The 24,892-nt window shown below is 63.3% G+C and carries 28 protein-coding genes; all 28 read left to right on the top strand.

Going from position 1 to position 24,892, the window contains the following annotated elements; translation table 11 throughout:
* Positions 1-565: 565 nt before the first annotated feature.
* The 28 genes from NA637_RS03165 (at position 566) to NA637_RS03030 (ending at position 24,854) form a co-directional block, all read left to right on the top strand.
* Positions 566-1,339, top strand: a complete 774-nt coding sequence (locus tag NA637_RS03165; RefSeq protein WP_058167147.1) for a hypothetical protein — start codon at positions 566-568, stop codon at positions 1,337-1,339.
* Positions 1,340-1,457: 118 nt separating this feature from the next.
* Positions 1,458-1,697: an AlpA family transcriptional regulator gene (locus NA637_RS03160; protein WP_003296444.1), complete on the top strand. Its 240-nt coding sequence runs from the start codon at positions 1,458-1,460 to the stop codon at positions 1,695-1,697.
* 10 nt (positions 1,698-1,707) lie between these two features.
* Positions 1,708-2,571: a ParA family protein gene (locus tag NA637_RS03155; protein WP_003296445.1), complete on the top strand. Its 864-nt coding sequence runs from the start codon at positions 1,708-1,710 to the stop codon at positions 2,569-2,571.
* Complete coding sequence (locus tag NA637_RS03150) at positions 2,555-2,815, top strand: type II toxin-antitoxin system HicA family toxin (RefSeq protein ID WP_003296446.1); 261 nt, start codon at positions 2,555-2,557, stop codon at positions 2,813-2,815. The genes NA637_RS03155 and NA637_RS03150 overlap by 17 nt, the downstream gene beginning before the upstream one ends.
* Positions 2,808-4,547 carry a ParB family protein gene (locus NA637_RS03145; protein WP_058167146.1) on the top strand — a complete coding sequence of 580 codons (1,740 nt, stop codon included), beginning with the start codon at positions 2,808-2,810 and terminating at the stop codon, positions 4,545-4,547. Before NA637_RS03150 ends, NA637_RS03145 begins: the two co-directional genes overlap by 8 nt.
* 11 nt (positions 4,548-4,558) lie before the next feature.
* Complete coding sequence (locus NA637_RS03140) at positions 4,559-5,119, top strand: DUF2857 domain-containing protein (RefSeq protein WP_003296448.1); 561 nt, start codon at positions 4,559-4,561, stop codon at positions 5,117-5,119.
* Positions 5,119-6,324 carry an STY4528 family pathogenicity island replication protein gene (locus tag NA637_RS03135; protein ID WP_058167145.1) on the top strand — a complete coding sequence of 402 codons (1,206 nt, stop codon included), beginning with the start codon at positions 5,119-5,121 and terminating at the stop codon, positions 6,322-6,324. The genes NA637_RS03140 and NA637_RS03135 overlap by 1 nt, the downstream gene beginning before the upstream one ends.
* Positions 6,325-6,682: 358 nt before the next feature.
* Positions 6,683-7,471: a PFL_4669 family integrating conjugative element protein gene (locus NA637_RS03130; protein ID WP_058167144.1), complete on the top strand. Its 789-nt coding sequence runs from the start codon at positions 6,683-6,685 to the stop codon at positions 7,469-7,471.
* A 2-nt stretch (positions 7,472-7,473) separates the two neighbouring features.
* Positions 7,474-7,998 carry a DUF3158 family protein gene (locus NA637_RS03125; protein WP_058167152.1) on the top strand — a complete coding sequence of 175 codons (525 nt, stop codon included), beginning with the start codon at positions 7,474-7,476 and terminating at the stop codon, positions 7,996-7,998.
* A gap of 73 nt (positions 7,999-8,071) precedes the next feature.
* Complete coding sequence (locus NA637_RS03120; RefSeq protein ID WP_015879465.1) at positions 8,072-8,473, top strand: single-stranded DNA-binding protein; 402 nt, start codon at positions 8,072-8,074, stop codon at positions 8,471-8,473.
* A 274-nt stretch (positions 8,474-8,747) separates the two neighbouring features.
* Complete coding sequence (locus NA637_RS03115; RefSeq protein ID WP_058167143.1) at positions 8,748-10,757, top strand: DNA topoisomerase III; 2,010 nt, start codon at positions 8,748-8,750, stop codon at positions 10,755-10,757.
* A 351-nt stretch (positions 10,758-11,108) separates the two neighbouring features.
* The gene (locus NA637_RS03110; RefSeq protein WP_152994586.1) at positions 11,109-11,402 is read left to right on the top strand and encodes a hypothetical protein; all 294 of its coding nucleotides are present in this window, start codon (positions 11,109-11,111) and stop codon (positions 11,400-11,402) included.
* A gap of 292 nt (positions 11,403-11,694) precedes the next feature.
* Entirely contained in the window at positions 11,695-13,287 is a 1,593-nt protein-coding gene (locus NA637_RS03105) for an ATP-binding protein (protein ID WP_106763493.1), read from the top strand.
* Positions 13,288-13,648: 361 nt separating this feature from the next.
* Positions 13,649-14,212, top strand: coding sequence for a hypothetical protein (locus NA637_RS03100; RefSeq protein WP_106763496.1), 564 nt, complete (start codon positions 13,649-13,651; stop codon positions 14,210-14,212).
* A 332-nt stretch (positions 14,213-14,544) separates the two neighbouring features.
* Positions 14,545-14,757: a hypothetical protein gene (locus tag NA637_RS03095; protein ID WP_106763498.1), complete on the top strand. Its 213-nt coding sequence runs from the start codon at positions 14,545-14,547 to the stop codon at positions 14,755-14,757.
* A gap of 23 nt (positions 14,758-14,780) precedes the next feature.
* Entirely contained in the window at positions 14,781-15,173 is a 393-nt protein-coding gene (locus NA637_RS03090) for a hypothetical protein (protein WP_003296459.1), read from the top strand.
* Between the two features lie 97 nt (positions 15,174-15,270).
* On the top strand, positions 15,271-15,732 hold the full coding sequence (locus tag NA637_RS03085) for a hypothetical protein (RefSeq protein WP_058167139.1): 462 nt from the start codon (positions 15,271-15,273) through the stop codon (positions 15,730-15,732).
* Between the two features lie 101 nt (positions 15,733-15,833).
* Positions 15,834-16,496, top strand: coding sequence for a hypothetical protein (locus NA637_RS03080; protein WP_058167138.1), 663 nt, complete (start codon positions 15,834-15,836; stop codon positions 16,494-16,496).
* Positions 16,497-16,616: 120 nt separating this feature from the next.
* Positions 16,617-17,360: a hypothetical protein gene (locus NA637_RS03075; RefSeq protein WP_058167137.1), complete on the top strand. Its 744-nt coding sequence runs from the start codon at positions 16,617-16,619 to the stop codon at positions 17,358-17,360.
* A gap of 291 nt (positions 17,361-17,651) precedes the next feature.
* The gene (locus NA637_RS03070) at positions 17,652-18,464 is read left to right on the top strand and encodes a hypothetical protein (protein WP_003296462.1); all 813 of its coding nucleotides are present in this window, start codon (positions 17,652-17,654) and stop codon (positions 18,462-18,464) included.
* 592 nt (positions 18,465-19,056) lie between these two features.
* Positions 19,057-19,971 (top strand): DUF3577 domain-containing protein, encoded by a 915-nt coding sequence (locus NA637_RS03065; protein WP_033947817.1) that lies wholly within the window; start codon positions 19,057-19,059, stop codon positions 19,969-19,971.
* Positions 19,972-20,124: 153 nt separating this feature from the next.
* A complete protein-coding gene (locus tag NA637_RS03060) occupies positions 20,125-20,952 on the top strand; it encodes a DUF932 domain-containing protein (RefSeq protein ID WP_003296474.1) in 828 nt (275 codons plus the stop codon).
* 98 nt (positions 20,953-21,050) lie between these two features.
* Entirely contained in the window at positions 21,051-21,737 is a 687-nt protein-coding gene (locus NA637_RS03055; RefSeq protein WP_058167136.1) for a DUF3275 family protein, read from the top strand.
* Between the two features lie 89 nt (positions 21,738-21,826).
* Positions 21,827-22,168, top strand: a complete 342-nt coding sequence (locus NA637_RS03050) for a hypothetical protein (protein WP_106763501.1) — start codon at positions 21,827-21,829, stop codon at positions 22,166-22,168.
* Between the two features lie 82 nt (positions 22,169-22,250).
* Entirely contained in the window at positions 22,251-22,907 is a 657-nt protein-coding gene (locus tag NA637_RS03045; RefSeq protein WP_058167134.1) for a hypothetical protein, read from the top strand.
* A gap of 66 nt (positions 22,908-22,973) precedes the next feature.
* Positions 22,974-24,083 carry a DUF6094 domain-containing protein gene (locus NA637_RS03040; protein ID WP_058167133.1) on the top strand — a complete coding sequence of 370 codons (1,110 nt, stop codon included), beginning with the start codon at positions 22,974-22,976 and terminating at the stop codon, positions 24,081-24,083.
* A gap of 55 nt (positions 24,084-24,138) precedes the next feature.
* Positions 24,139-24,459: a hypothetical protein gene (locus tag NA637_RS03035; protein ID WP_015879475.1), complete on the top strand. Its 321-nt coding sequence runs from the start codon at positions 24,139-24,141 to the stop codon at positions 24,457-24,459.
* Positions 24,460-24,545: 86 nt separating this feature from the next.
* Positions 24,546-24,854, top strand: a complete 309-nt coding sequence (locus NA637_RS03030; protein ID WP_058167132.1) for a hypothetical protein — start codon at positions 24,546-24,548, stop codon at positions 24,852-24,854.
* Positions 24,855-24,892 lie beyond the last annotated feature (38 nt).

Genomic DNA, 24,892 nt, shown 5'->3' with positions numbered 1-24,892 from the left:
AAGACCGTCCACCAATTTCCACTCGCCGCCAACACCATCCACTCACCTGCGTGCTACCCCGTGCCAAGGCAGTCCGCTGCATCGCGTACGTGTTGCGCGAACTGAGTGCGCATCTCAGCCTTGCACAGCTGATCATGCGCAAGACGGAGCGAGGCAGTCAGTTGCTATGTCGATCTATCAGGATGCCGTGGAAGTCTCACCGGCATCGCCTCCCCCCTGGCCAGCACCAATCAAACCGCATAGACGCAGCGCCGAGGCAAGTCGGTTAGACCCCTTATAGAACACGCGATACGAAATGAGTCTTGATGAAAAAATCAAGGCCGACGACGCTGACAAGCGTGTACAAGCGCAACCAGGTGCGGTCACTAATCGCTCGATAGTCGAAGCATCGCGATTTTCACATATCGAGCGGGCAAGGGCCACTGGCCTTGAGCATGTGGACCCAACATGCTTCGGCATACCCCGCCAACGTGCGCCCAAGAAGCCAAACAACAAACGCCGTGACCATACGTCGATCGGCAGCAGAGGAGTCGGTGATGTAGCGCTCCCGCAAGGAGATGGAGACATGCATGAAGAGCTGCCAGCTTCAAAGGTGTTCTATCGTCCGATTGAGGCCGCCATACGCTGGGCAGGATTATGGCGTTACTCGCAAGAAATCCTGTCCTCCATCTCGTCGCCTAGAAATCTGCCGAGAACGCTCAATTGCCCCCGATGGGATGAACTGCGACTCTGCACGGAACGCATCTACGATGCCATCGTCAACGGTGAGCTTCCCTATGGTCGAAACGGCATCACGTTGAACGATGAATCCCTGCTTGATTCCCATGAGTTGACCGTGCGCCACCTCGATCTCAAACACTGGATGCAAACCCACTACCCAGGGCATCGACCTGCTTTTCTTTTCAGTCGCATCGAGCGCATCGCGCACCCCGTCATCACGCTGGAAGCCGGACAGGCCATGTTGGTGGAACGCCAAGCCATGAAGGCGGAGCTTGAGCTTTGTCGTCGCGAACTGCGGAACCTCAAGGAGCGTCACGAAGAACTGCTCAAGCAATCTGGGGCAATCCCAGCCTGCGGCCAGTGTTCTCTCAGTGATCGTGCGGAGGCCACCTACCTGCACATCATTGGCAGCATGTTGGAGCTGATGCTGAGCAGATCTCCTTCGGGCAAGCCGTACTCTTGCTTCAGCACCCAGGAGGCCATCGTCAGTGCGTTGATCGCTCATCGTGGCGGCATCATGGGCATCACCGAGCGCACGCTGAACGGCAAGTTCGCCAGCGCACGGAGGAAGCTGGGCAGCGCACGGAGGAAGCTGGGCAGCGCTAGCGTAGTTGCTTGAGGTTTTCCAGCTTGTATCTGCAGTCTGGGAAATTGCATTTGCAATGTACTTCGGAACCCATGTCTATTGAATAGAGGTCACCCCAACAAACGCCACTGAGCGTTAAGGAGTGACCACTATGTCGCAGCCCACTGCACTGCTGCCCGGCGAGCGCCGCATCCTGCGGCTGGACGAAGTCGAGGCCAAATCCGGATTCAAACGCGCGCATATCTACTCGCTCATGAAAAAGGGTGAGTTTCCCCAATCACTGCGCCTTGGAGTTCGCGCTGTCGGATGGGATTCCACCGAGATCGATCTGTGGATCACCGAACGTCTCAAGAACCGCGCGCAGCAGCCAGCTCTCCCGAGCGATGTCTGAGGAGAGCCCCATGCAGGTCGTATCCATCATTTCGACCAAAGGCGGCGTGGGCAAGACCACCGTCGCGGCCAACCTCGGCGCATTCATCGCCGACGCGGGTCTGCGGGTGCTGCTGCTCGACCTGGACATGCAGCCAACCCTGTCGTCCTACTACGAGCTGAAGCATCGCGCACCGGGCGGCATCTACGAGCTTCTGGCTTTCAACGAACGCGACCTGGCGAACCTGGTGTCGCGCACAGTCATCGACAACCTGGATCTGGTGCTGTCCAACGACGAGCACCGGCAGCTCAATACCTTGCTGCTGCACGCCCCAGATGGACGCCTGCGGTTGCGCAACCTGATGCCAACCTTCCAGCCGCACTACGATCTGGTGGTCATAGACACCCAGGGCGCGCGTAGCGTATTGCTGGAAATGGCACTGCTGGCGTCCCAGCAGGCCGTGTCGCCCGTCACACCGGAAATCCTGGCTGCACGCGAACTGCGGCGTGGAACCCTGCAATTGGTCGAGGACATCACGCCGTACCGAAAGCTGGGCATTGAACCGCCCGCACTGCAGTTGCTGATAAACCGCGTCCCCGCCGTCTCGTCCAACGCGCGCCTGATCCAGCAGACGCTACGCCTGATCTTCCAGGAGCAGGCCAGCATCCAGGTACTGGCCACTGAAATTCCTGCGATCGAAGCTTTTCCGCGCGCAGCCACCCGAGGCCTGCCTGTTCATCGCGTCGAGCATCGACGGCCTTCGGGCCGTCAGGCATTGGCCGCGTTGGAGATCGTGCGCGGCCTGGCAAATGAGCTATGCCCTCAGTGGCAGGAACGGTTCGCAGCGGTCACCGGCAAGGCCGGAGGGAGGTTCGCCCATGTCGAACGCCCATGAACTGGCCCGCGGCCACAAGCGGTTGCTGCCGCTGATCGAGTATGCCCTGAGCGAAGGATGGGAGGTCGTTCGTACCCCAGGTGGACATCTCAAGTTCACCCGGCCGGGACTGCCACCGATCTTCACCAGCGCCACCGCCAGCGACCACCGAGCGGGGCTCAACGCCCGCGCCATGCTGCGGCGAGCCCAGCGTGGGCTCGAACCCTCGGAGCTTCCTACGCAGGAAGGAGATGGCCATGCCTGACATCTCCCCCCAGGACGTTGCAAACAAGCTCCTGAGCGATGGCTTCACGCGCAGCGGCCCCGTCGCGAACAGCTTGAGTGATCCGATTGAGGATACGCCGATGGTCGTGACGCTCGATGAGTTGCGACCGTATGAGCTTGATCCGCGCCTCACCCGCAACCCGCTTTACGACGACATCAAGGCCTCGATTCGCGAACGCGGACTCGACGCTCCCCCGCCCATCACCCGGCGTCCGGGCGCGGATCACTACATCATCCGCAACGGCGGCAATACCCGTCTCGCGATCTTGCGCGAACTGTGGAGCGAGACACGGGACGAGCGCTTCTTCCGCATCGCGTGCCAGTTCCGGCCGTGGCCGGAGCGTGGAGAAATCATTGCCCTGACGGGCCATCTCGCGGAAAACGAGCTGCACGGCGGCCTGTCGTTCATCGAGCGCGCATTGGGCGTGCAGAAAGCCCGGGAACTGTATGAAGAGGAAACCGGCAAACCCTTGTCCCAATCCGAGCTGGCACGCCGCCTCAAGGCGGACGGCTATCCCGTGCCGCAACCCCACATCAGCCGGATGCAAGAGGCCATCCAATATCTGCTGCCCGCCATCCCGACCGTGCTTTACGCCGGCCTGGGGCGGCACCAGGTCGAGCAACTGACCAGCCTGCGGCGCGCCGCCGACAGAGTCTGGTCGGCCCGCAATCGCCAGGCCCACTCCCACCTCGATTTCCCCACGTTGTTCCAGGACGTGTTGGCACTGTTCGACAGTGCGGCGGGCGGCTTCAGCGTTCAGCGCGTCCAGGACGAACTGGTCGGCCAGATGGCCGATCTGCTCGACATGGAATACGACACGCTGCTCTTCGAGATTACCGACTCGGATCGGCGCTGGCAGGTCCTCAGCAGCGAGCCTGCCGGCGAACCCGAATCACCTCCCGCACCAGCACCATCCCTGTCGTCGCCATCGACAGCGTCGACCGGGCAGCCATCTTCGCCCCCGCCACCGGAGCAGGCATCGACGACGCCTTCGGCACCGGCTGTCGCGCCACCCGCCAACGATACGCCGTCGGCCGCTGCTGCTCCCCAAGCCCCGACTGCACCGGGTACGCAGGAATCCGACGATGCGCAGCGTGCCACCCTGTTGCAGGAGCACATCGTATCGCCAGCCGGCACAACCGAGCGGCTGCAATCCATCCAGCGCCTGGTCGCGGATCACACCGGCGAGACGTTGCCGGATTTCGAGCGCAACGTCTTGCAGTCGATCCCGATTCAGGCAGGAAGTCTCTATCCGATTACCGACGTCTGGTACATCGAACCCGCGCTGGACGACCCCGATCGCCTGCGCACGCATATCGCGCAGTTCGCCCGCGAGATTGCCGGCGAAGCCGCTCTGCAAGACCTGGTCGAGGCGTGCCAGGAAGGCATCGGTTTTCGATGCCGGCAGCCCGAGGCCGAGCCAACACCCGATCGGCACGCCCAGGCGACGCTGGCACTGCTGCATGCCCTGAGCACGCCTTACTTGGCGACCGATCAGTCGGTCACGAGCATCGATCTTTCGATTCTCACCGAAATGCTGGGAGCGCTTCTACAAGGTACCCCGGCAGTCACCGGAGCGCAGCAAGGCTTGCCACACAGGCTCAGCGACAACGCCCTGGTGAAACTGTTCCGCCTGCTGCGGCTTGCCCGTCGCTTGAGGGACATCGAGTCCGGCATCGCCGATGGCGACCATGCCATCACCGGATCATGAGAGGCGTAGCCATGTCCGGACCTCACCCACTTAACCAGGCAGTGATCGCCCAGGCACTTCATGATCTACGCAACGGCCAGTTGCGCCGGGCCAAGTCGATGGGGTTCGACGACAAGGATCTGGATGCCCTCAAGCATCCCGCGATGGCCAGCGTGCTGGCCAACGCCAACGTGTCGTGGTGCTCGGTAGTCGTCAACCGCGATGTGCTGCGTCGTCTGCTGCACCAGGTAGAAGACGTCACCGAGGAGGTGGTGAAGATCGATCGGCTACTGCGCCTGGGCGCCAGCACGGAGCTGATCAGCAAATTCTTCGGCTTGACCCACCAGGAGATCGCCTTGCGTCGCAGTGTCATCGGCCTGCCGAAACGCAAGGGGCGGCATCCGGTATTGACCGAGGAACAGGACACCGACCTGTGGAAGCGCTGGTCCTCGACAGTGAAGGAGCAGGAAGTCGACAGCAACGACGACATGGGAATGCTGGGCGTCGCGGCGGATCTCGCCGAGGCCACTGGGCTGCCTCTGTCCGTGATCTGGAATGCCTTGCGCGGATGGATCGATGAAGGGCTGACCTGATGACGGATGGGCCACACCCTACGCGCGGCCCCGTCCGGCTGGGCGAGCTGTTCGAGCAGGCGCTCGGCCAACTGGCACCTCAACAGCCGCCGCCGGCCCCATCTGCAGTCTCACCACCGACCGACGGCTTTCTCTATAGTGGCAATCGACACGACAGCGTGCCGCGTGCATTGCTGCTGGACCGGCGCCTGACACCGCTTGAACGCAACGGCTGGCAGGTGTTCCGCCTGATGCTGGCGGACGACGGCATCACCGCCATGCCCACCTACGACCAGCTTGCGCCTTGGCTGGCCTCCATGCCTTGTGCCGAGAGGGCATCGCACGAGACGGTGGCCCGAGCGCTGACCGTGCTGCGACTGACGCGCTGGATCAGCCTGGTGCGGCGCCGGCGTGATCCCAGAAGCGGGCGCATTCAGGGCAACCTCTACGTCCTGCACGACGAACCGCTCACCCCTTACGAAGCCATCCAGCTCGATGCCGATTATCTGGAGTTGGTCAGCCAGGCACTGACGCATGCCAGCAAATCCGTCCAGCGCGTGGGCGCGACCACCCTGCAGGAGTTGACGCAAGACCCCATGCTCAGCGGCCGAGTGCTGCCGAGTCGCCTGGAGATTCTGTCACAGCGGCTGTCAGCGCAGGGCTGGAACGGCACATCGAGTTATCCACAGGGCGGCGGCGAACACGATTCCGAAGACGGCTCCGACGACCGTCTTCGGAATCTGGCGAACCTCTCTTCGGATTCCGAAGCAGGCCGGAAAAGCCCGGAAAACGGCGCACTTCGGAATCCGAAGTCGGACCGTACAGTACGTATAAAAGAAAGTATTAAAGAAGTACGTACAGTACCGCGCGCGCAAGAAGAACGTCAGCAACTGCAGTTGCCCAGGCGCTTCCTGGCGCTGAAGGCGGAGCAGCAGAACGGCGCGCTGGCCGCGATGCAGTCAGTGGATCACGATCTGCGGCAAGCCCTGCTGGACGAATGGGATGCACGCTGCGCCTCCACGACGGTCCGCAATCCCACCGGCTACCTGTTCGGCATCATTCAGAAGGCCTTACGGGGAGAATTTCGCACCTGGGCTGCACAGAAGGCGCCTGCGGCGCCAGTCAACAGGACACCAGAGCCCGATCCGCCGCCCGCCACACCTGCTGATGCGGAAGTCGCGAAAGCTCATCTGGCGCGCCTGCAGGAACTGTTGCGCTCGACCTGACACGCCCGCGAGCCGGCACGGCGTCGAGAGTCATCAGCCCGGAAGCTGCTCTGCAATGTCCAAGGTGTTCCACCGTCGCCTATACCCCGGGTATAGCGGAACACACCGCCTTCCGCCCGCAGCGGCCCTGATCCACACCGTGCTCCCCCGGCAGCATCCACTGAGCGCCATGGACGCCTATACCCCGGGTATAGCGCAACACGCAGCCTTCCGGTGCGGCATCGCAACGGTGCTTCCGAACGATGCGCGCGGCTGGCCGCTCCGACAAATCAGGCAAGCGGCGGGTTCGGTTTGATGACTGACGGCCTTCCGGCCAACCCGGATGCTGACGACTCATTCATCACCGAGAGTCGTCACCATGGCCCAAGAGAACAATGCCACCGAATCCCTTCAGTTGAACCTGGGATCGCTGCGCAGCGCGATGTCCCTGACCCTGCACACCCACCATGCGTCCCGCATCTGGCATGGCCGCGCCCCGGCCGAAGGCAGGCCCGGCATCATCGGCCTTAACGGCTTTGTCTCCATCATGAACAAGCTCAAGCGCGGCGCCGAACAGGACGACCCCTATTCGGACTGGTGGATGCTGCGCATCGAGGACAAGCTATCCACCACCAAGGAACAGCTCCAGACCCTGCGCCAGCAAGTAGACCAGGCACTGGCCGGCGTGCCGCCTGCGTTGAGCCTGGGCGAGAACCTCAACGTCCAGCCGGTCAAGCTGCCGCTGTTCGTGTCCTCGCAGTTGGGCTTCATGGCGGTGTATCTGCTGGCGGACTACGACGATCTTGCCCGACGTCTGATCCTGGCCCACCACACCGCGCTGATCGATCGCTCGACGCTCGAACGCTGGCTCAACGACGGCGCGCACTCATTGCGCAGCCTGTTCTCGCTGGCGCAGCAGTACCGGTATTCCGGCACCACGCGCGACGACTTCGCGGCGAAGAATGCCGCAGCACGGGCGGCGCTGGAAAAGTACGGTGAATTGCCCCAGGACGTGCTCGAAGGTACCCGGCGCAGCCGCTTCGCGCCGCCGATCGCACGCCGTGGCCTGCAGCAGCGCACCGCCCCCGAAACCGAACCAGCCGGCGAGCCGGATGCTGCGGCAGACCCCGCCGAAGCGGCGTCATCCGACGAGGGTGAGCCGACATGACGATGCGCGATCCGAACCAGAACCGGCACTTCCAGTCCCTGGAACAGGCGGACTTCATCCAGTTGGAACAGGCGGGCTATCTAAAAGGCCTTTTAAGGGCTTTTAAGGGTAAAGGGGATCTCGAAGACTGGGCCAACCGGTGTCACGCGCTCAGGGATGAGCTGATTGACCTGGCGCAGCGGCGCGTGCTGGCGCAGGCGCGAGGCTATCCCTTCCGTCTGCTGTCCATTGAACTGGCCCAGCAGCGTACTGGCGCAGGCACGACCTTTCTGCGCTGGCGCAAGCAAGACCGCTCGGCGATGGGCGTCGCCCTCTGGCAGGAGGTCATGGCCTCCACGGCCACGCCGGTGAATCTGCTGGAGGATCTGCTCGCGCTGGAACAGCAGCGCATCGCGCTGAACATGCAGATCAGTCTACTGCACACCCTCGGCCGGCAGGCCCAGGACTGCGCCGGCAAGATGGCCCAGGCCGAGGACGCTTATCTGCGCCGGCTCAAATCCATTCCCGCCGCAATGCACGATCGGTGATTGCGCCAGGCATCCCTGCACGCGCCCGGGGCCGACTTGGCACGGGTATTTCAACCACCACGGAGATCACAACATGAGCACGCATTTTTCTGGAGAAGGCAACATCGGCTCGCCACCCGAGTACCGCGAGTTCCCGAATGGCAACGACGAACCCAGTCGCCTGCTGCGCCTGAACGTCTATTTCGACAACCCGGTGCCCAAGAAGGACGGCACCTTCGAGGACCGCGGTGGCTTCTGGGCGCCGGTCGAAATCTGGCACCGCGATGCCGAGCACTGGAAGGATCTGTACCAGAAAGGCATGCGCGTTCTGGTCATCGGCCGCATGGAGCGCGAACCCTGGGAGGACAAGGATGAGAAGCCGCGCGAGACCTGGCAGATCAATGCGCGCAGCGTCGGCATCCTGCCGTACCGGATCGAGTCGGTCACGCTCAGCCCGAAGCCGGCATCAGCGGAGCAGCCGCCACCGTCGGAGTAGGCGCATCTCCAGGGGCGAGCCTACCGAGGCTCGCTCCGTCTTCCTGTCTTCGGGAAGCGAGGTTCCACCAACATCCACCGCGTTTTCGCGCGCCCAGCGCAAGAAGCTCCAGTACACATCAACACTTCGCACGCCCAACGCCCCCGGTCGGATATGCCGCCGTTTCCGTGATCAAAGCGGGTGCCTGCACATTCCTCTTGTTTGCGGTGAGGTTCGCAACATCCAGACATGCTGCTGCCCAGATACATCGGCAATGTGATTTGGATGGACAGGCATGCGGCTATTTCTCTGCGAAAAACCTTCGCAAGGCAAGGACATCGGGCGCCTGTTGGGCGCAAGGCAGCGCGGCAATGGTTGCCTCAACGGCCCCGGCGTTGTCGTGACGTGGTGCATTGGCCACCTTGTCGAAGCCGCGCCGCCGGAAGCCTATGACGAACAGCTCAAGCGCTGGACGATCGAGCAGCTTCCCATTATTCCCCAGCACTGGCGGGTTGAGGTCAAACCCAAGACCGCAGCGCAATTCAAGGTCATCAAAGACCTTCTGAGCAAGGCGACCGAACTGGTCATCGCCACCGACGCCGATCGCGAAGGCGAACTGATTGCGCGCGAGATCATCGATCTCTGTGGCTATCGCGGCCCCATTCAACGGCTGTGGTTGTCAGCACTGAACGACGCCTCGATCCATGCCGCGCTCGGGAAGCTGAAGCCTTCGGGCGACACGCTGCCCATGTATCACTCGGCGCTGGCGCGCTCCAGAGCGGACTGGCTGGTGGGGATGAACCTGAGCCGCCTGTTCACCCTCCTGGGGCGCCGGGCCGGCTATGACGGCGTGCTGTCGGTCGGACGCGTGCAGACCCCCACGCTCAGACTGGTGGTCGATCGCGATCGTGAAATCGCGGCCTTCGTCTCCGTCCCGTTCTGGTCCATCGAAGTGGCGCTGTCCTGCACAGGCCAGACATTCACCGCGCAGTGGCTGCCGCCATCGGCCAGTACCGACGATGCAGGCCGTTGCCTGCAGGAGCCTGTTGCGCAGCAGGCGGCGCAGCGCATCCGCGCCGCTGGCGCTGCTCAGGTGATTTCGGTCGAGACCGAACGCATGCGCGAAGGCGCGCCATTGCCGTTTGATCTCGGCACCTTGCAGGAAGTGTGTTCCAAGCAGTTCGGCCTCGATGTCCAGGAGACGCTAGAGATCGCCCAATCCCTGTACGAGACGCACAAGGCCACCACCTATCCACGCAGCGACTCCGGCTATCTTCCCGAAAGCATGCACGCCGAAGCGCCCACGGTGCTCGACAGTCTGCTCAAGACCGATCCGAGCCTGCGCCCGATCATCGACCAGCTCGACCGCACCCAGCACTCGCGCGCCTGGAACGACGCCAAGGTGTCGGCCCACCACGGCATCATCCCCACGCTCGAACCGGTGAATCTGTCGGCGATGAGCGAAAGAGAACTGGCCGTCTACCGCATGATCCGCGCCCACTACCTGGCGCAATTTCTGCCGCCGCATGAGTTCGACCGCACGACGGCAAGACTCTCCTGTGGCGACCAGGCACTGCAGGCCGTGGGCAAGCAGGTGGTCGTGCCGGGTTGGCGCCTGGTGCTGGCCGAACCACAGCCAGACGATGCCGGCGATGACACAGCACCCCGCAGCCAGGTGCTGCCAGCGCTACACCAAGGGCTGGCGTGCCAGGTGGCCGGGGTCGATCTGAAGGCGCTCAAGACGCTGCCGCCGCGCCCGTACACCCAAGGTGAGTTGGTCAAAGCGATGAAAAGCGTCGCCAAACTGGTGTCAGACCCACGCCTGAAACAGAAATTGAAAGACACCGTGGGCATCGGCACCGAAGCGACCCGCGCCAATATCATCGGCGGCCTGTTGAGCCGTGGCTACCTGATCAAGAAAGGACGGGCCATCCGCGCCTCGGATGCCGCCTTCACGCTCATCGACACCGTGCCCGCCGCGATCGCAGATCCCGGCACAACCGCGGTGTGGGAACAGGCGCTCGACATGATCGAAACCGGACAGCTCGCGCTCGATACCTTCATCGACAAGCAGGCGGCCTGGGTCACGCAGTTGATTGCGCAGTACCGTGGCACCTCGCTGTCCATCAAGATTCCCCAGGGGCCAGCATGCCCGCAGTGTGGCGGTGCCACGCGCCAGCGCAGCGGCAAGAGCGGTCCATTCTGGTCCTGCGCGAAATACCCCGACTGCAAGGGAACGCTGCCCATCGAATCGGGCAAGCGTGCCGCGCCGCGCAAGCGCCGCGGTGGCCCGAAGACCTCCTGAAAGACAGCGAACCCGTCGTCGCGTTGACCACCCCCGGCAACGTGACCACCGCCCCGCAGCCCTGCGAGGCTCCCAGCACGCGATACCTTCTGTTGCGGTGTGCGCGCCCCTTGCGAGGGGCGAGAAGGCCTTTTTTCCTCGAATCACGCACCGCGTATTCCCTCGATCAGTAACAGTCCCGCCCGCTGCGAAGGGTCTCCTGATGCCTTGCCTACCATGGAGGTCGAGGCATCAGGAGACCCTTCAGGGTTGGCGGTATTCGACACCGGCGCCCACCGGTGAAAAGAACGGGCTCCCTTTGTGCGCGGATGTGCGCCAGACGATGCCGGCCCCAACCACGACAAGGGCCGGGTGAATGCTGAGACAGCGAACGGTTCCACCGACGACCGCAACCTGAACCAGTACACGGGTGGTCTCCTCCTCCAAGCCGAAGGCGCCCAGCCTTCGGCGTGTTTTCTCCTGCGCATCCGCCATGACGACCCGGCAATCCCGCCTCGGTCACACGAACAGGAGACACCCGAACGAATCCTCAACCACAAGCCGGCCGCCGATGCGCCGCGCTACAAGGCGATTGGCAATTCGGCCTGGCTGGGCCGGCGCCTGCTGCAGACTCTGGACAACGCGGGGCGCACGACTGCGCATTGATCAGCGACACCACGCAACGGCAGGCGCATTGTCGGGCCTGCATCGCTGATCCGTCAGCCGTTGCCAGCAGCCACGGTCGTGCAGGCTGCGTCGCGGACCCTCCGCGCCGACCGCCCTTGTCCGCATCGCATCGTGCCGCGGACACGCGCCCATCCCGGGCGTCGATGCTGCTTCTCTCCCTCGGGCCGACCGGCCCATTCCCCTTCCCACCGGCATCCGCCTGTTCAGTGCCCCGTCGCACCGGGCAGCGCTGTGCCTGTCCGGTGCAAACCATTATCCAAGGAGTCATCTCATGAGAACCCTTCGTCTCAAGACCAACCAGCACAGCCTCATCGCCAATCTGCGCCATGCGTTCAACCAGGGCTCGATGCTGGGCGAACTGTTACAGAACGCCCGCCGCGCCCAGGCCAGCGCGATCCACATCACGGTGAACCAGGACAGCCTGACCATCACCGACGATGGCATCGGCATTAGCGACCTGCAGACCTTGATCTTCATCGCCGAATCCGGCTGGGACAAGCAACTCAAGGCGCGCGAGAACGCCTTCGGCCTCGGTGTGCTCTCGACCTTGTACTTCGCCAAGACTCTGACGGTGCATTCGCGCGACAAACTGTTCAGCGCGCGAACCGCCGAGATCATTGCCGGCGAGCCGATCGAGGAAGACATCGCAGGCTCCCATCTGGAGGGCACCGCCATCCACCTCGAAGGCGTCAAGCCGGTGCAGGCCGGGCAGGATCTGCCCACCTGGGTGGAGCACGAGCTCCAGCGTCTGTGCGAAGCCTTTCCGGTGCCGGTCTGGCTCAACGGCGCTGAAGTGCCACGCCCGTTGGCGAAGCCCGATCTGCACTGGCGCGAGACGTCCATGGGCAAGGTCTTGATCAATCTGTCCGGTACGCGCACGCAGTGGCGCTGCTTTCTTCAGGGACTGCCCATCGGCGGACGACCTATCGACAGGCTGCCCACGAGCCAGGAACGCCAGGTCGTCCTGCTGCCTGACAACACGCTGGCGAAGCTCCCGGATCGGCAGCACCTGCTGAACGAGACGGAAGATCATCCACGTATCCAGGCTGCGGTCGATCAGGCCTACCGCGAGGCACTGATCGAGAAGAAGCAGGCGCTTGCCGCCAGCGACTTCGTCACGCACTACGCGCATGTCTGCCTCAACTCGTCGAACGCCGATCTGCTCAACGACGTGCCCTTCGTTCCTCTGTCCTGGTTCCGGGACTGGGACGAAGAGCCGGCCGGCTATCGTCAATACTGGCGGCGTTATCTGGGCGGAAATGGCGTGATCGCCCAACAGGCCCTGGAAGTGCTTGGTGTCTGGCAGATCGAGCCCGACGACGAAACCGCGCCGACCGCCGAGATCTACCTGGAAGCGGCCAAAGCGTATGTACTCGACGAGCCCGGTCTGGATGACGGCCACTGGCTCAAGCGTCTGATCAAGGTCGTCAGCCCTGAGCAGGTGCGCATCAGAACCGGCACCACCTTGCATCGAGAGGTCAATCCCGGACTTGCCGACTACGAGGTGGAGCTGGAATTGGTCGATACCCTGCATGTCGGGCTGGAGGGCCATCTCGGGACGGTGGAGTACGCAGTGGAGGCCGTGCGCAAGGGATACACGCTCTACCTGACCCCCTCGGCGGGGGCCAGAACCGGGCTGGTCTGCGACTATGTGTTCGACGATCGCTACGGTGAGGATCGTGAAGACGAGGACGCACTCCTGATCGAAACCTTCATCGCCGTAGGCTGCTCGTCATCAGCCGATCGCGTGGTCCAGGCGCTGCTGCCGTACGCGCTGCGCCATGGCGTGCAACCCAAGCTGGCCGGCGCCACCGTGCGCCTGGTCTTCGATGACACCGGCAAATTGCAGGCGGTCACTGCCTGATCGGTGCCATCTCTCCACGCCCCCGATTTCGGGGGCGTTTTTTCTTCTTGTGGGCCGACGAAAAACCGGTTCTCGCTACCGGGTGCGGGCGAATCCGGCTGTGCTGATTTCCCGTTTCCGGATGACGCGGACAGTACCAGAACCGATGCTGGCATCCGCTGTTGCCGACATTGTCGGCTTCGCCAGCAGCCAGGGTTTCAGGCTGCCGTGGAGCTTGCTCCATGCCACCCGCCAGTTCGCCGTCGCATCGCTCGGGCGAACGCTGCCCATGCGGGCATCGATGCCTCTTTCTCCAACCTACGGGATGAGCGCTTCGTCCCGCAGGGGCGTGGCGTTTCCCGACTGATCTCAAGGAATGTCCATGGAAACCATCATCACGCAAGACCGCATCACCCTGAAACACCTCAAGGTCGCGGATTTCGCCAGCGAAGAGACGCTGTGCTTCACTGCCACCGTCCTGTTCGATGGCGTTGCCATTGCCGATGCCCGCAACGACGGGCACGGCGGTTCCACCTTCATCCGCGCACTCGGCGGTCAGGCTGCACGGCTGGCCGAGGCCGAAGCCTTCGCCAGGAGCCTGCCCCCCGACATGCTGAAAGGTGGCATCTCCGGCGAGGACGACGACCCGCTGGTCATCGACATCACGCTCGACTACCTGGTCGATCATCTGGCTGAAGCACAGCATGCCGAGCGCAAGCTGCGCACCGCCTACACCCGCGACATCGCCAACAAGGTGCTGTTCATCAGGGACGGCAAGCTGCTGTTCCTGAAAGGCATCAAGCTCAAGGCCATCGCCGACCGCGCCGGGTACTTCGCGGCGCTGCGCGCACGGCAGGAAACACCCATCGTCATTCTGGCCGAGCTGCCACCAGACGAGGCTTTCGCCTTGTGGAAGCAGCATGTCCTGGGCGGCGAATCGTCCTGATCCCCAAGGCTTCCCGAGCCTCCACAGCCCCGCGATTGCGGGGTTTTTTTCGTCCATCAATCGGGACGCCTCGGATTCCCATTTGCGCATGACGCCGGCGCGGCGCTGGCTGAATCTGCCTGCATGTGTCGCTGACCTGGTCAGCACCATGCCAGCAGCCAGGGTTTCAGGCTGCCGCGGGATTTCCCTCCCGTGCGACCCACACCAGTCCGCCATCGCATCGAGTCCGCGGACGCGCGCCTTCATGGTGCCGATGCCGATTCATCCACCGCCAGCGGGAGCTGCCATCCCGTCAGGGGCAGGGCCGCCTCGCTTCTTAAAGGAGTCCGTCCATGTTCCAGCAAAGCTCGTTCGGCCACTTGGCCCTGATCTACGCAGGCAAACACCTACCCCTCGAAGTGCTTCACAGCGCCGCCGGCCACTACATCGGTACGCGCGACATCGAAGGCCCCGTCTCCCGCGAGTCGGCCGAGTACTTCCGCAGTTCGGCGGCAGCCCAGCGAGCCCTCGACCGAGGCGGCTGGACCCAGCTGCCCACCCCTTGATCCCCATCCATGAGGAGACCGTCATGAATCAGCTTCTACCAACCGACGTCGTCGATCAGATCATGCGTGAAACGCGCCATTTCGAGCGTGCGCCCGAGGCCTTTTTCGAGGCTTGGAAACGCGGTGCGGAAATCGCCGGGCCCGAGTGGTTTGGCGATGGCACCCGCGAAGGCCTGCGCCGTGCCGCCAGCAAGTGGGACTTGCGTCCGAACCTGCTGGAACTCAACGACGCCCTGGGCGTTTTGAGCGGCGGACAGCGCATGTTCCTGTCCGCGATGGTGAGCTTCTACAACTCGCGCGAGGGCGCCGCGATGCTCAAGCGCTGCGGCTTCGAGGGGCTTTCCGACCTCGGTGGCCTGGATCTGGAGCGGCGTCAGGTGATCGCCGATCTGGTACTCAACTACAGCGGCTGGTAGGTCCGAACGACCGACCACCGCCATTTTCTCAACCCCCAGCGAGGGACATCCGTCCCTTCGGGGCGGTGTCCCTCCATTCTTCCCACAGGAGCGACCCATGTCCCGAAATCCATCCTTTGCCGTCGTCCTCGAAGGAGGCCTGGTGCAGGCCATCGTCGTGCAGGACTGGCCCGATCATCTCCCGCTGCCGCCATTCGCGGTAGTGGACTACGACACCGAAGGCGCGGCCGACGACGAAATCGTCTGCTTCGACATCGGCAACTCCGAAGCCGAAGCCCTGTGCCGCAGCAACACCCCCACGGTGTTCGAGTCCTTGCCGGACGCGCTGTCACCACGGGTTGTGCTTGCCGCACTGGGCGAGCCCGTCCTGGATGACGCACCCGAACCGCTGGCGATCGCCCGCCGGGTGCGGCAGAACGTCCTCGATCTGGATGCCCGGATCAACACCAGCGAGCAGGCACCGACGGGCGACGACTACAACGCGCTCTACGTCCTGGCCAACTGCGGCCTGATCGAACTGCTGAAGTCTCTGGGCGACCCCACCGACTTCGGCGAATAGCGCTTTTCCCACCATTGCCCGAAGCCACGGTTTCGGGTTCATCCCCGCGGATGCCATGTCCGCAGGGGCTGGCTCCGCATCACCAACCAGGAGCCACCCCCATGGCAAACAACTACTACGACGCCACCGGCGTCCTCGTTCTCGACCAAGTCACCCCGGTGATTACCGCGCTGTTCGGCGGTTTGAAGCTGGATGCCTCATACCCCGGCAACGGCGAGGTCTACATCGCCCAGATTGCCGAAGACAGCGGCGCGCATTGGGACGATGTCTGCGAAGACCTCGTTGCACTGGCCCAGTCGCTGGGGCTGTCCGTGCCCAGCGAGGGCCCTCCCACGATGGACGACGTTCTGGCCGTGCTTTCCAGGCATTTCGGCACCGACCAGGACGAAGATCTGCAGCATCTGATCGAACACCATCGTTTCGAGGATGACTCGGATCTCGACGCGCTGTTCCTGATCGCCACGCGACTCGACGATGGTCACGGCCTCAAGGAGATTCGCTTCGAGGGTTGCTGGTATTGCAGCAAACCACGCCTCTTCAACTTCGGCGGTGACGGTTCTTTCATCAGCCGCGAGTTCTCGGTCTTCGGTGCCTCCGGTCAGGTGCTCGATCTCGGCAACCGTATCCGGCAAGCCCTTCTGATTCAGAACCTGGAGGCTGCTGCCAATCTGTTCGCCCGGGAAACACAACGCCTGCTCGCCGGCATCACCGACGAAACGCAGCGCCGGCAATTGCAACACCGCCTGTCCGAGCTGTTGAGCTGACAGGCCGCGATACGACGCTTGATCCATACCGGTGCCGCCTGCCGGCACCACTTCCTTTCCCACTGGGTCGATCCCCGGTGGGGGTTGGCCCTGCGTCACCCCTCACCGGAGAATCAAACCATGGACCATTCATCCAATCCTTTCGCCCGCGGCTACTACGGTTTCGAGATTCGGCGCCTTGCCGTCATCAGCTACGACGAGCGCCACCCGCAAACCTTTCTGCCGCTGCATCCATCGCAGGCTCATCTACCCGATGAAAAGGTGGCGTACCAAGCGTGCATCTTCAACGATGATTTCGTGCTGATCACCGAAGGCCAAACGGTGCCCGCCGAACTCGATGCCTTGTGCGGCGGCAGCGGCGCCGTGCAGGCCGTGTACCACAGCATCTATGGCCGAACCCTCGATAGAGGCTTCATCCATGTGGGCGACAGCTACACACTGGAATATGCCCAAGCGGTGGTGCGCAATCTGCAGTTCGAGACGGGCTTCTACAGCCGTGCCTGGGAGATCAGCACGGCCCACATCACCGAAGCATCGGGCCGCTACCTGTGCGAACTGGCGGATATCGCCACACCGAGCGGGTTCCTGTTCGTCGCCTTTCGCATCCCGTACAGCCCAGCCATCGGCGTCAAGCTGATCGCCACACCCTGGACGGATGAGAACCTGATGCACGTCGAAGGCATCACCGCCGAGCAACTGCGCCGGGAGCACCTGTCCAAGGGCATGCCCGAGGATCTGGCCGACGTACTGGCGCTGGCCGGACAGGCTGACGTCAGGGTGCTGGTATTCGATGCTGATGCCAACGAGCTGGACGGTCTGACCGTCTTCGAGGAAGAGGACGACACCCCCTCTGTGGACACCTGACCAGTCATGTCCCCCCGAGCCCCTCCGATGAGGGGCTTTTTTCTGCCTCGGGAATGCGGTGCAGGCCGGTTCGGTTTATCGCAGGCCGGGCCGGCCAGGCTCTGCCATCCTGCTGCCATGTTCGCTGGCGTAGCCGGCAACATCCCAGGCGGTCAAGGCCATCGAGACCGCGGCATGCCGATCGCGTGCTGGCTTTCATCCTCTTCTGGACGCACCGCGTCCATCCAATCCACCCACTTGGGACAACCCGCCCCCTGTGGCCGGGAAGTCCCTTTTTTCTGGAGATTTCCCATGGACCATCAACTCATTCGTCAACAACTCCCGACGCTGGTTTCCGGCCATGTGCCGTCCAATGCCCGCGGCTTCAAGTTCGTCATCTTCGACGGTGAGCCCAAGGTATCGACGATGGGCTTCCATATCGATCCCAAGCCTTTTGAAGGCAAGGTCATCGCGAGCACAGACGAGGCCATTGTCGTCAAGACCGGACGCACCCAGTTCATGGTGCTCGACCGGTCGCGCGTGACCGAGGAACCCGACGAAGGTGCCAAGGTACAGGTCGAGCCTTATGCCAGACGCCGCTTCGACGGCTTGCGAGCGGATACCCCCGAGGAACGCACCGAGTACACCCACGACGGCCAGCCCTACAAGCTGCAGACGTTCGTGCTCGGTTCGGCTCCGGCGAAACTGCCGGTCCCGCAGCCGCGCTGCCTGGAACTGCAGCAACTCATCGAGCAGTTGGAAACGCTGCCGGCGCCCGACGGCTACCGGCGCATCACGCACCTGTTGGTCGATGCTGGCGCGTGCGACTTCACTTGGGTCGATCCACTGCCCAAGGACATCATCGCCACGCCGCCGGCCATCAGTTTCAACGTGGTCACGGCGAAGTTCCAGGGGCGCGTCACCGTGCTGTACGAACGAGGCGACGATCTCTATGCGGTGGAACTGCACCGCGACGGTGAGCTGGTGGAGCGCGTGGATGAGGTGTTCTTCGATGACCTCGGCAACACGTTGGAACGCCTGATCGACGATGGCAGTTGGCGCCAGATTCGCGTCAGCACCGTGCAGAAGCCCGCACGGCGCAAGCCGCGGGCGGTATCCGCATGACTGCGCGAAGCGGCTGAGTCCGTCGGCGGCATTTCGTCCTTTCCGCACCGCCTTGTCGGAGCATTCATCCACCACGGCACTTGCCCCGGAAACTGGCCTCGCGCCAGCTTCCGGGGCTGTGCCTATCTGCTGGGAAATATCTCATGACCGTGTCGGCAGAACACTGAACCTGCCTCAGCCCCCCGGTTCCGCCGCGAGTGCGCACTTAGCTGGCCTGTTTTACCGAACGCCAGGACGACCTGTCCGACCCTGCCGAAGAGACCATCGGCTGCTATTGCGGCGATTGAATGCGGTCAGGCGACAGTACTCATTCCCGATGGTGTGCGAAGCCGCGCGGTGTGAGGCTTGCCCCATGCTTGCTGACGTTGTCAGCGACATGCCAGGCAACCATCGGTCTTCGAGGTTGCGGCGCGGCACCCGCCGCGTGACCGAGCCAGTTCGCAACGCATCCCTCCGTGCGAACGACCATCGGCTTGCCGGTGGTGGATGCACCTTCCTAGTCCATTCGCCTTATCAACCCACCGCGGGGTTACGCACCCCCCGCGCAGTCGGGTCCGGTGTGTCTCCGCTTCATTCCCATTGGAGATTCACCATGACCAATACGACTTCCAACGCGAAGAGCTACTTCGATCTTCACACCGAGGGCTACGCCCGCTTGCAGCGTGTCCGGGAGGTTCCTGTCCGTGGTGGCCGCCGTGCGCAGCCGTTCCTGGCTTGCACTGTCGCCGCACTCGTCGGGTCCGCCAAAGACCCCGTCACCCGCTACTTCGACGTCAAAGTCTCCGGTGCCGACGCCAAGAAATTGGTCGAGAGTTACATCGGCGTCGATGACCCGAGGCAGCGTCCGCTGGTCAAGTTCCGGATCGGCGATCTCTGGGGCGATGCCTTCATGCGCACCAGCGGCGACCGCAAGAATCAGCCGGCGGCCAGTCTCAAGGGCCGACTGTTGAAAGCCGAACTGATCGATCGTGCCGAACTGGCGCAGATCGAGCAGTACGAGCTGATCACCCGGGGTATCGGTTATCTCAACCGTCCGCGCGAGGTTACGCCGAAGGATGGCGATCCGTTCCTGTCGTGCTCCATCGGGGCGCTGGCCGGCCCGGTCGATGAGCCGGATTACCGGTACATCAACACCATCGTCGCCACTGCGGACGCCCAGCATCTGGTGCGCCGCTGCGTACAGGCCATCGAGGCCGAGCGCAAGGTGCTGATCGCCTTCCGTCTCAACGACATGAAGGCCGATGCGTACCTCCGCACCAAGGGCGAGCGTGCCGGCGAACCGGCGGCGAGCCTGGAATCCAAGCTGATCCACATCGGCCTGATCAAGATCGATGGCCAGCAGGTCTTTCCGGCCGCCGCACCGGCGCCCGTTTCCGAGGACGCTGCGGCGACCGAGGATGCGGATACCGCCGATGGCACCGTCGAGGCGCCGACCGCCGAGTCCGTTCAGGACGAACCCGTGCCGGCACCCGAGGCCGAGGAACCCGCACTCGCGGCTTCCTTCTGATCCACCCCCGCAAGGCCCCATTCCGGGGTCTTGCTTCTTATCCCCAACCTGCCTGCAGGCCACTGACGTGGCGCGTGGGCGTTCGTCTTTTCATCCCCGCAGTCCGTTCCGCACCGTGCGGATTCGGCTGCATAACAATCCCAGGAGAATGCCATGTCTCTCGCATCCCGTTTCGCACCGCGCTCACCGGTACTGCGCTCGGACCGTCCTCTGTTGGACGACCAGATTCGCGCCGTGGTGCCGTCGATCTTTGCGGAAACACCGCACGAAAGCCGTTCCCAGCGGTACAGCTACATCCCGACGGCCACCGTGCTGTCGGAACTTCGTCAGGAGGGATTCCTGCCCTTCATGGTGTGCCAAACACGTGTCCGCAACGAGGACCGCCGCGAGTACACCAAACACCTGATCCGCCTTCGCCACGCCAGCCAGATCAATGGCGACGAAGCCAACGAGATCATCTTGTTGAACTCGCACGATGGCACCAGCAGCTATCAGATGCTGGCAGGTCAGTTTCGATTCGTCTGCCAGAACGGGCTGGTCTGCGGCGACACGTTCGCGGACATCCGCGTGCCTCACAAGGGCGATGTCGCGGGCCAGGTCATCGAAGGTGCCTACGAAGTCCTGAAAGGCTTCGAGCGGGTGCAGGAAGCGCGCGAGAGCATGCGCGCGATCACGCTGGAGGCTGGGGAGGACGACGTTTTCGCCCGTTCGGCCCTGGCGCTCAAGTACGACGATCCGGACAAGCCCGCGCCTGTCACGGAGAGTCAGTTGTTGGTTCCCAGACGCTGGGACGATCGCAAGAGCGACCTCTGGTCGATCTTCAACCGCGTCCAGGAAAACCTCGTCAAGGGAGGGCTGACCGGACGCACTGCGAACGGCCGCCGCCAGCGTACCCGCCCTGTACAGGGTATCGATCAGAACCTGCGCCTGAACCGCGCCCTCTGGATGCTCGCCGAAGGCATGCGCCAGTTGAAGTCCTGAGCCACTACTCGGACCTCGCCCGTCAGGGCGGGTCCATTTTCTTCCTGACCCGTTGCGCGCCGCGCAAGACGGTTCCATTCATCACAAGGAGATATGCCATGGCTACAGCAGCCGTTCAATCCGATCCGCCCCTCATCGTCCGCGGCCAACTCGCCATCCGCACCATCCCGGGCCGCAACGGTCGGTTCACGGTCGGTCGCCTCACGACCCGCCTTGGACTGTTCCATGTGAAAGACCCGGAACTGGAGCAGTACCCCGAAGGGAAGTACGACGGTGAGTTCGTCATCCGCTACATCTATCCGAAGGCCTATCCGGTTGGCGATGGCATGCGCTTTGAAATCCGCGCCAACCTGGACGGCATGACCCTGTCGGGCATCGACAAGCTGAGCAAGGCCGAGGCTCGCGCCTTCGCCGCACAGGACGTCGATCCGCTCGATGAAGAGCTGGGCACGCCACCGGCGACAACGCCGGCAACAGCCGAGAAATCCAAGTCCCGGTCCAAGCCGGAGCCTGCGCCCGTGCAGGCATCGAAGGACCCGCTGGTCGATACCACGCCATTCGGCGTCGATACGCCGTCCGCCACCGTGGCCGCTTCGGATAGTCCCGAGAGCGACGACGCGGCGCTGTTCGGCATTCTCTGGCCGTTGGAAGAGTCGGTGAAACTTGACTCGACCATCGATCGCCGCACCCTGCGTCTGCAGATCGCGCGGCTCAACCAGTTGGGCTATGCCTTCGACGCCACGGCCCAGCAATGGAACCTGCAACTCGAACCGCAGGCTGCCTGATCGTCCTGCCGCATCCGCGGCATTTCATCCACCCGCCGGGGCAGCCCCGATGGGGAGGTTCCCGGCTATTTCAATCGAGGAGCTTCACCATGAGTCGGCACTACTTCGACACATTTCACAAAGGATTTTCCGTCACCGTACTACTCGGCTGGGATCGGCCGATGAACTACTTCTTCTTGGTCATCGAGAAGCCAACCGAGTTGATCGACGACACCATGAAGGTCGAGAGCGACGACTTCTTGTACAGCAATCTGCACGAGAGCGATCCGTTCAACCATGACCTGGACTACTACCGTGAGGTCTTGCGTCATTTTCAGATCCTTGTGCCGGAAAGCCTGTTCATCGAGGTCCAGCACGACGCTGAAAGGAATGTCGGCAACCGCGTAGTCAAGCATCAGGCCGACGGTTCGTTCACCGAACGTGAACTCTGAGTAGTCCGCGTTCTTTCATCCCTAACGGGGCATTCACTGCCCCTGCGGGTGGTGGTGCCCCTCACTCATTGAGGACTCCACCATGTCTGCATCTTCATCCCCACAGCTGCTGTACCGCATCGACGAATGCGGCGACGTGATGGCCGATGCCTGCGTCTGCGGCGAAGACGGCGATCTGGTCTTTCTGTCGGTCTGGGCGCGGGACACCGCGATCCAGCAGTTTCTCGCCCGGCTCACCTTGGGCCGCGACGAGGATGGACTGGACCAGTTCCATCTCATCACCGACCAGGGCGGCTCCGTGCCCGTGTTCGTTCCCTCGGTCGAGCGTCTGGAAAAGCGCTTGACCCGCAGCTATCGCCGCACCCTGTTCGGGTCGCTCGTCAATCTCTGGCTGTTCGATCGGCGCTGCATCCTGCCGGACAAGGCCACCACCAGCGCGCTCGCACTGTTGCCGCGCGCGGCGGCCGATCCTACGTCGCGCCTCTGGCTGCTCGTCAAGGAGACGTGCCCGCTGCCCTTGCTGGATCACTGGCAAGGGACGGTGCTGGCACTGCTGCGAGACCGCGACATGCTCCGCGACCTGCCGACGGCCCTCGGGCCGCTGCGTGGATTTCGTCTGGGGCTGGACGTGCCAGCGCTCACCGAAGCGCTGGGCAGCCTGATCCGCCAGGGCGTACTGACCGCCCATCCGCTCCCGCAGCCGGCGACCACCCAACGGTCGCTGGAAGCGGTGGCCTGACCCACGGCAGGTGCGTGTGACCGACACGCACCCGCTTTCCTTCATCCCCGCTACAGGAGATTTCTTATGGCACTCATGTTCCCGCGGCTCGCCCGCAACTTCATCAAGGCTGGATATTTTCCGACCGACGAGCCCACGCTCGAAAGAGCGCTCAGCGCACTGGCGCCCGGCGACGGGCCGATGTGCATTCTCGATCCTTGTGCAGGCGAAGGCGTCGCCATCGCGGAGGCTGCGCATGCCCTCGGGCGTGACCAGGTCACCGCCTATGCGGTGGAGTTCGACCCGGAGCGCGCCAACCATGCGCGTCTGCTCGTCGATCACTGCATCCAGGGCGACCTCATGGACACCTTGATCGCACGCCAGAGCTTCGGTTTGCTGTGGCTCAACCCGCCATACGGGGATCTGTCCAAGGATGCGAACGGCAACATCGGCTACGACGGCAAGGGCCGCGCACGGCTGGAAAAGCTGTTCTATCAGCGCACGCTGCAACTGCTGCAGTACGACGGCATCTTGGTTTTCATCGTCCCGCACTACGTGCTTGACCAGGAACTGGTCGGTTGGCTCACGCGGCACTTTGCCGATCTGCGCATCTACCGAGCGGTGGATACGCAGTTCAAGCAGGTGGTCGTGTTCGGTCGCCGGGTCCGCCAGCGCGAGCTGGTGGGCGATGAGGTCAAGAACGTCCGTGCTCGCCTGTTGCAGATCGGGCAAGGCGACCTGGAAGCGGAGGAACTGCCACCCGCGTGGCCATCGCTTCCGTATGCCGTCCCTGTCGCCCAGCACGAGCCGGAGCATTTCTACCGTCTGAGCATGGAGCCGGCGCAGTTCGCCGACGAAGTGCAGCGCCTGCATGGCCTGTGGCCGTCGTTCGAGACCCATCTGGGCGCCGCCCAGCAGTCCTTGCGCCGCCCGGCGCGCGCATTGTCCCAGTGGCACCTGGCACTGGCCCTCGCGGCCGGCGCGATCTCCGGTGTCGTGCAGTCGAAGAACGGCCGCACCCTGGCCGTGAAAGGCGACACCTACAAGCAGAAGGCGACGACCACCGAATATCGCGAGCGCGATGACGGTTCAATCGCAGAGACACGCATCCTCACCGACAAGTTTGTCCCCGTGATTCGTGCCTGGGACTTGTCCCCGGACTCGGCCACCCTCGGCCGGATTCTCACCATCCACTGATCGCATCGGGCGGCTCGCCGCCTTGCTTCATTCATCCACCAGAAGGAGAACTCCCATGCTTTCGCGTTTGTTCGCGCGGCGCGAGCCGCAAGCCCGTCCGTTGTTCGCCCTCGGTTCGCTGAGGCTGAGCGAGAAGGTGCACTGGTTGGCCAGCAAAGGCCTCATCGATCCCTTGCCTTATGTGCAGCGCCATGTGCGAGGCGATTGGGGCGATGTCGACGAGACCACCCGCCAGGTCAATGATGTGGCACTCGACCAGGACAATCCCATGATCTCTCGCTACAGGATCACGCCGCAGCTGCTGCTGATCGTGATGACCAGCGAGGATCACCGCACCACCGTGGTCCAACTGCCCGAAGAGCAGTCCTCGATCTAGCACCAGCCCATTTCATCCACCCACCGGGGTCATGTCGCCCCGATGGGGACGCCATGGCCCTTTCTTTCATCGAAGGAGCTATCACCATGGCAACTGTAATGTCCATCAGCGCGGCCCCCAATCTGCGCTTCTCGCCGGGTGCGACGGTCATGACCGTCGGCGTGGCCAATCTGGTCGAACAGGGACGGCTCAACCCGAGCCCGTACCTTCGCCGCCACCTCAGCGGCGACTGGGGCGACCTCGACGAGGACGATCGGCGATCGAACGATGCCGCGCGGGCATCGGGCGAGGCCCGGTTGCTCTCTTCGTACCAGGTCGATCCCGATCTGAAACTCTGGATCATCACTGAGTGGGACCGCAGCGTCACGACGCTGTTGTTACCCAGCGAGTATTGATTTCCGGGCGGCTGCGCGCCGTCCACCCACCTTCACCC

Source organism: Stutzerimonas stutzeri, assembly GCF_024448935.1.
Lineage (GTDB): Bacteria > Pseudomonadota > Gammaproteobacteria > Pseudomonadales > Pseudomonadaceae > Stutzerimonas > Stutzerimonas stutzeri_AO.
Note: the sequence above shows the minus strand (reverse complement) of the source record. Positions and strands in the feature narration are given on the sequence as shown.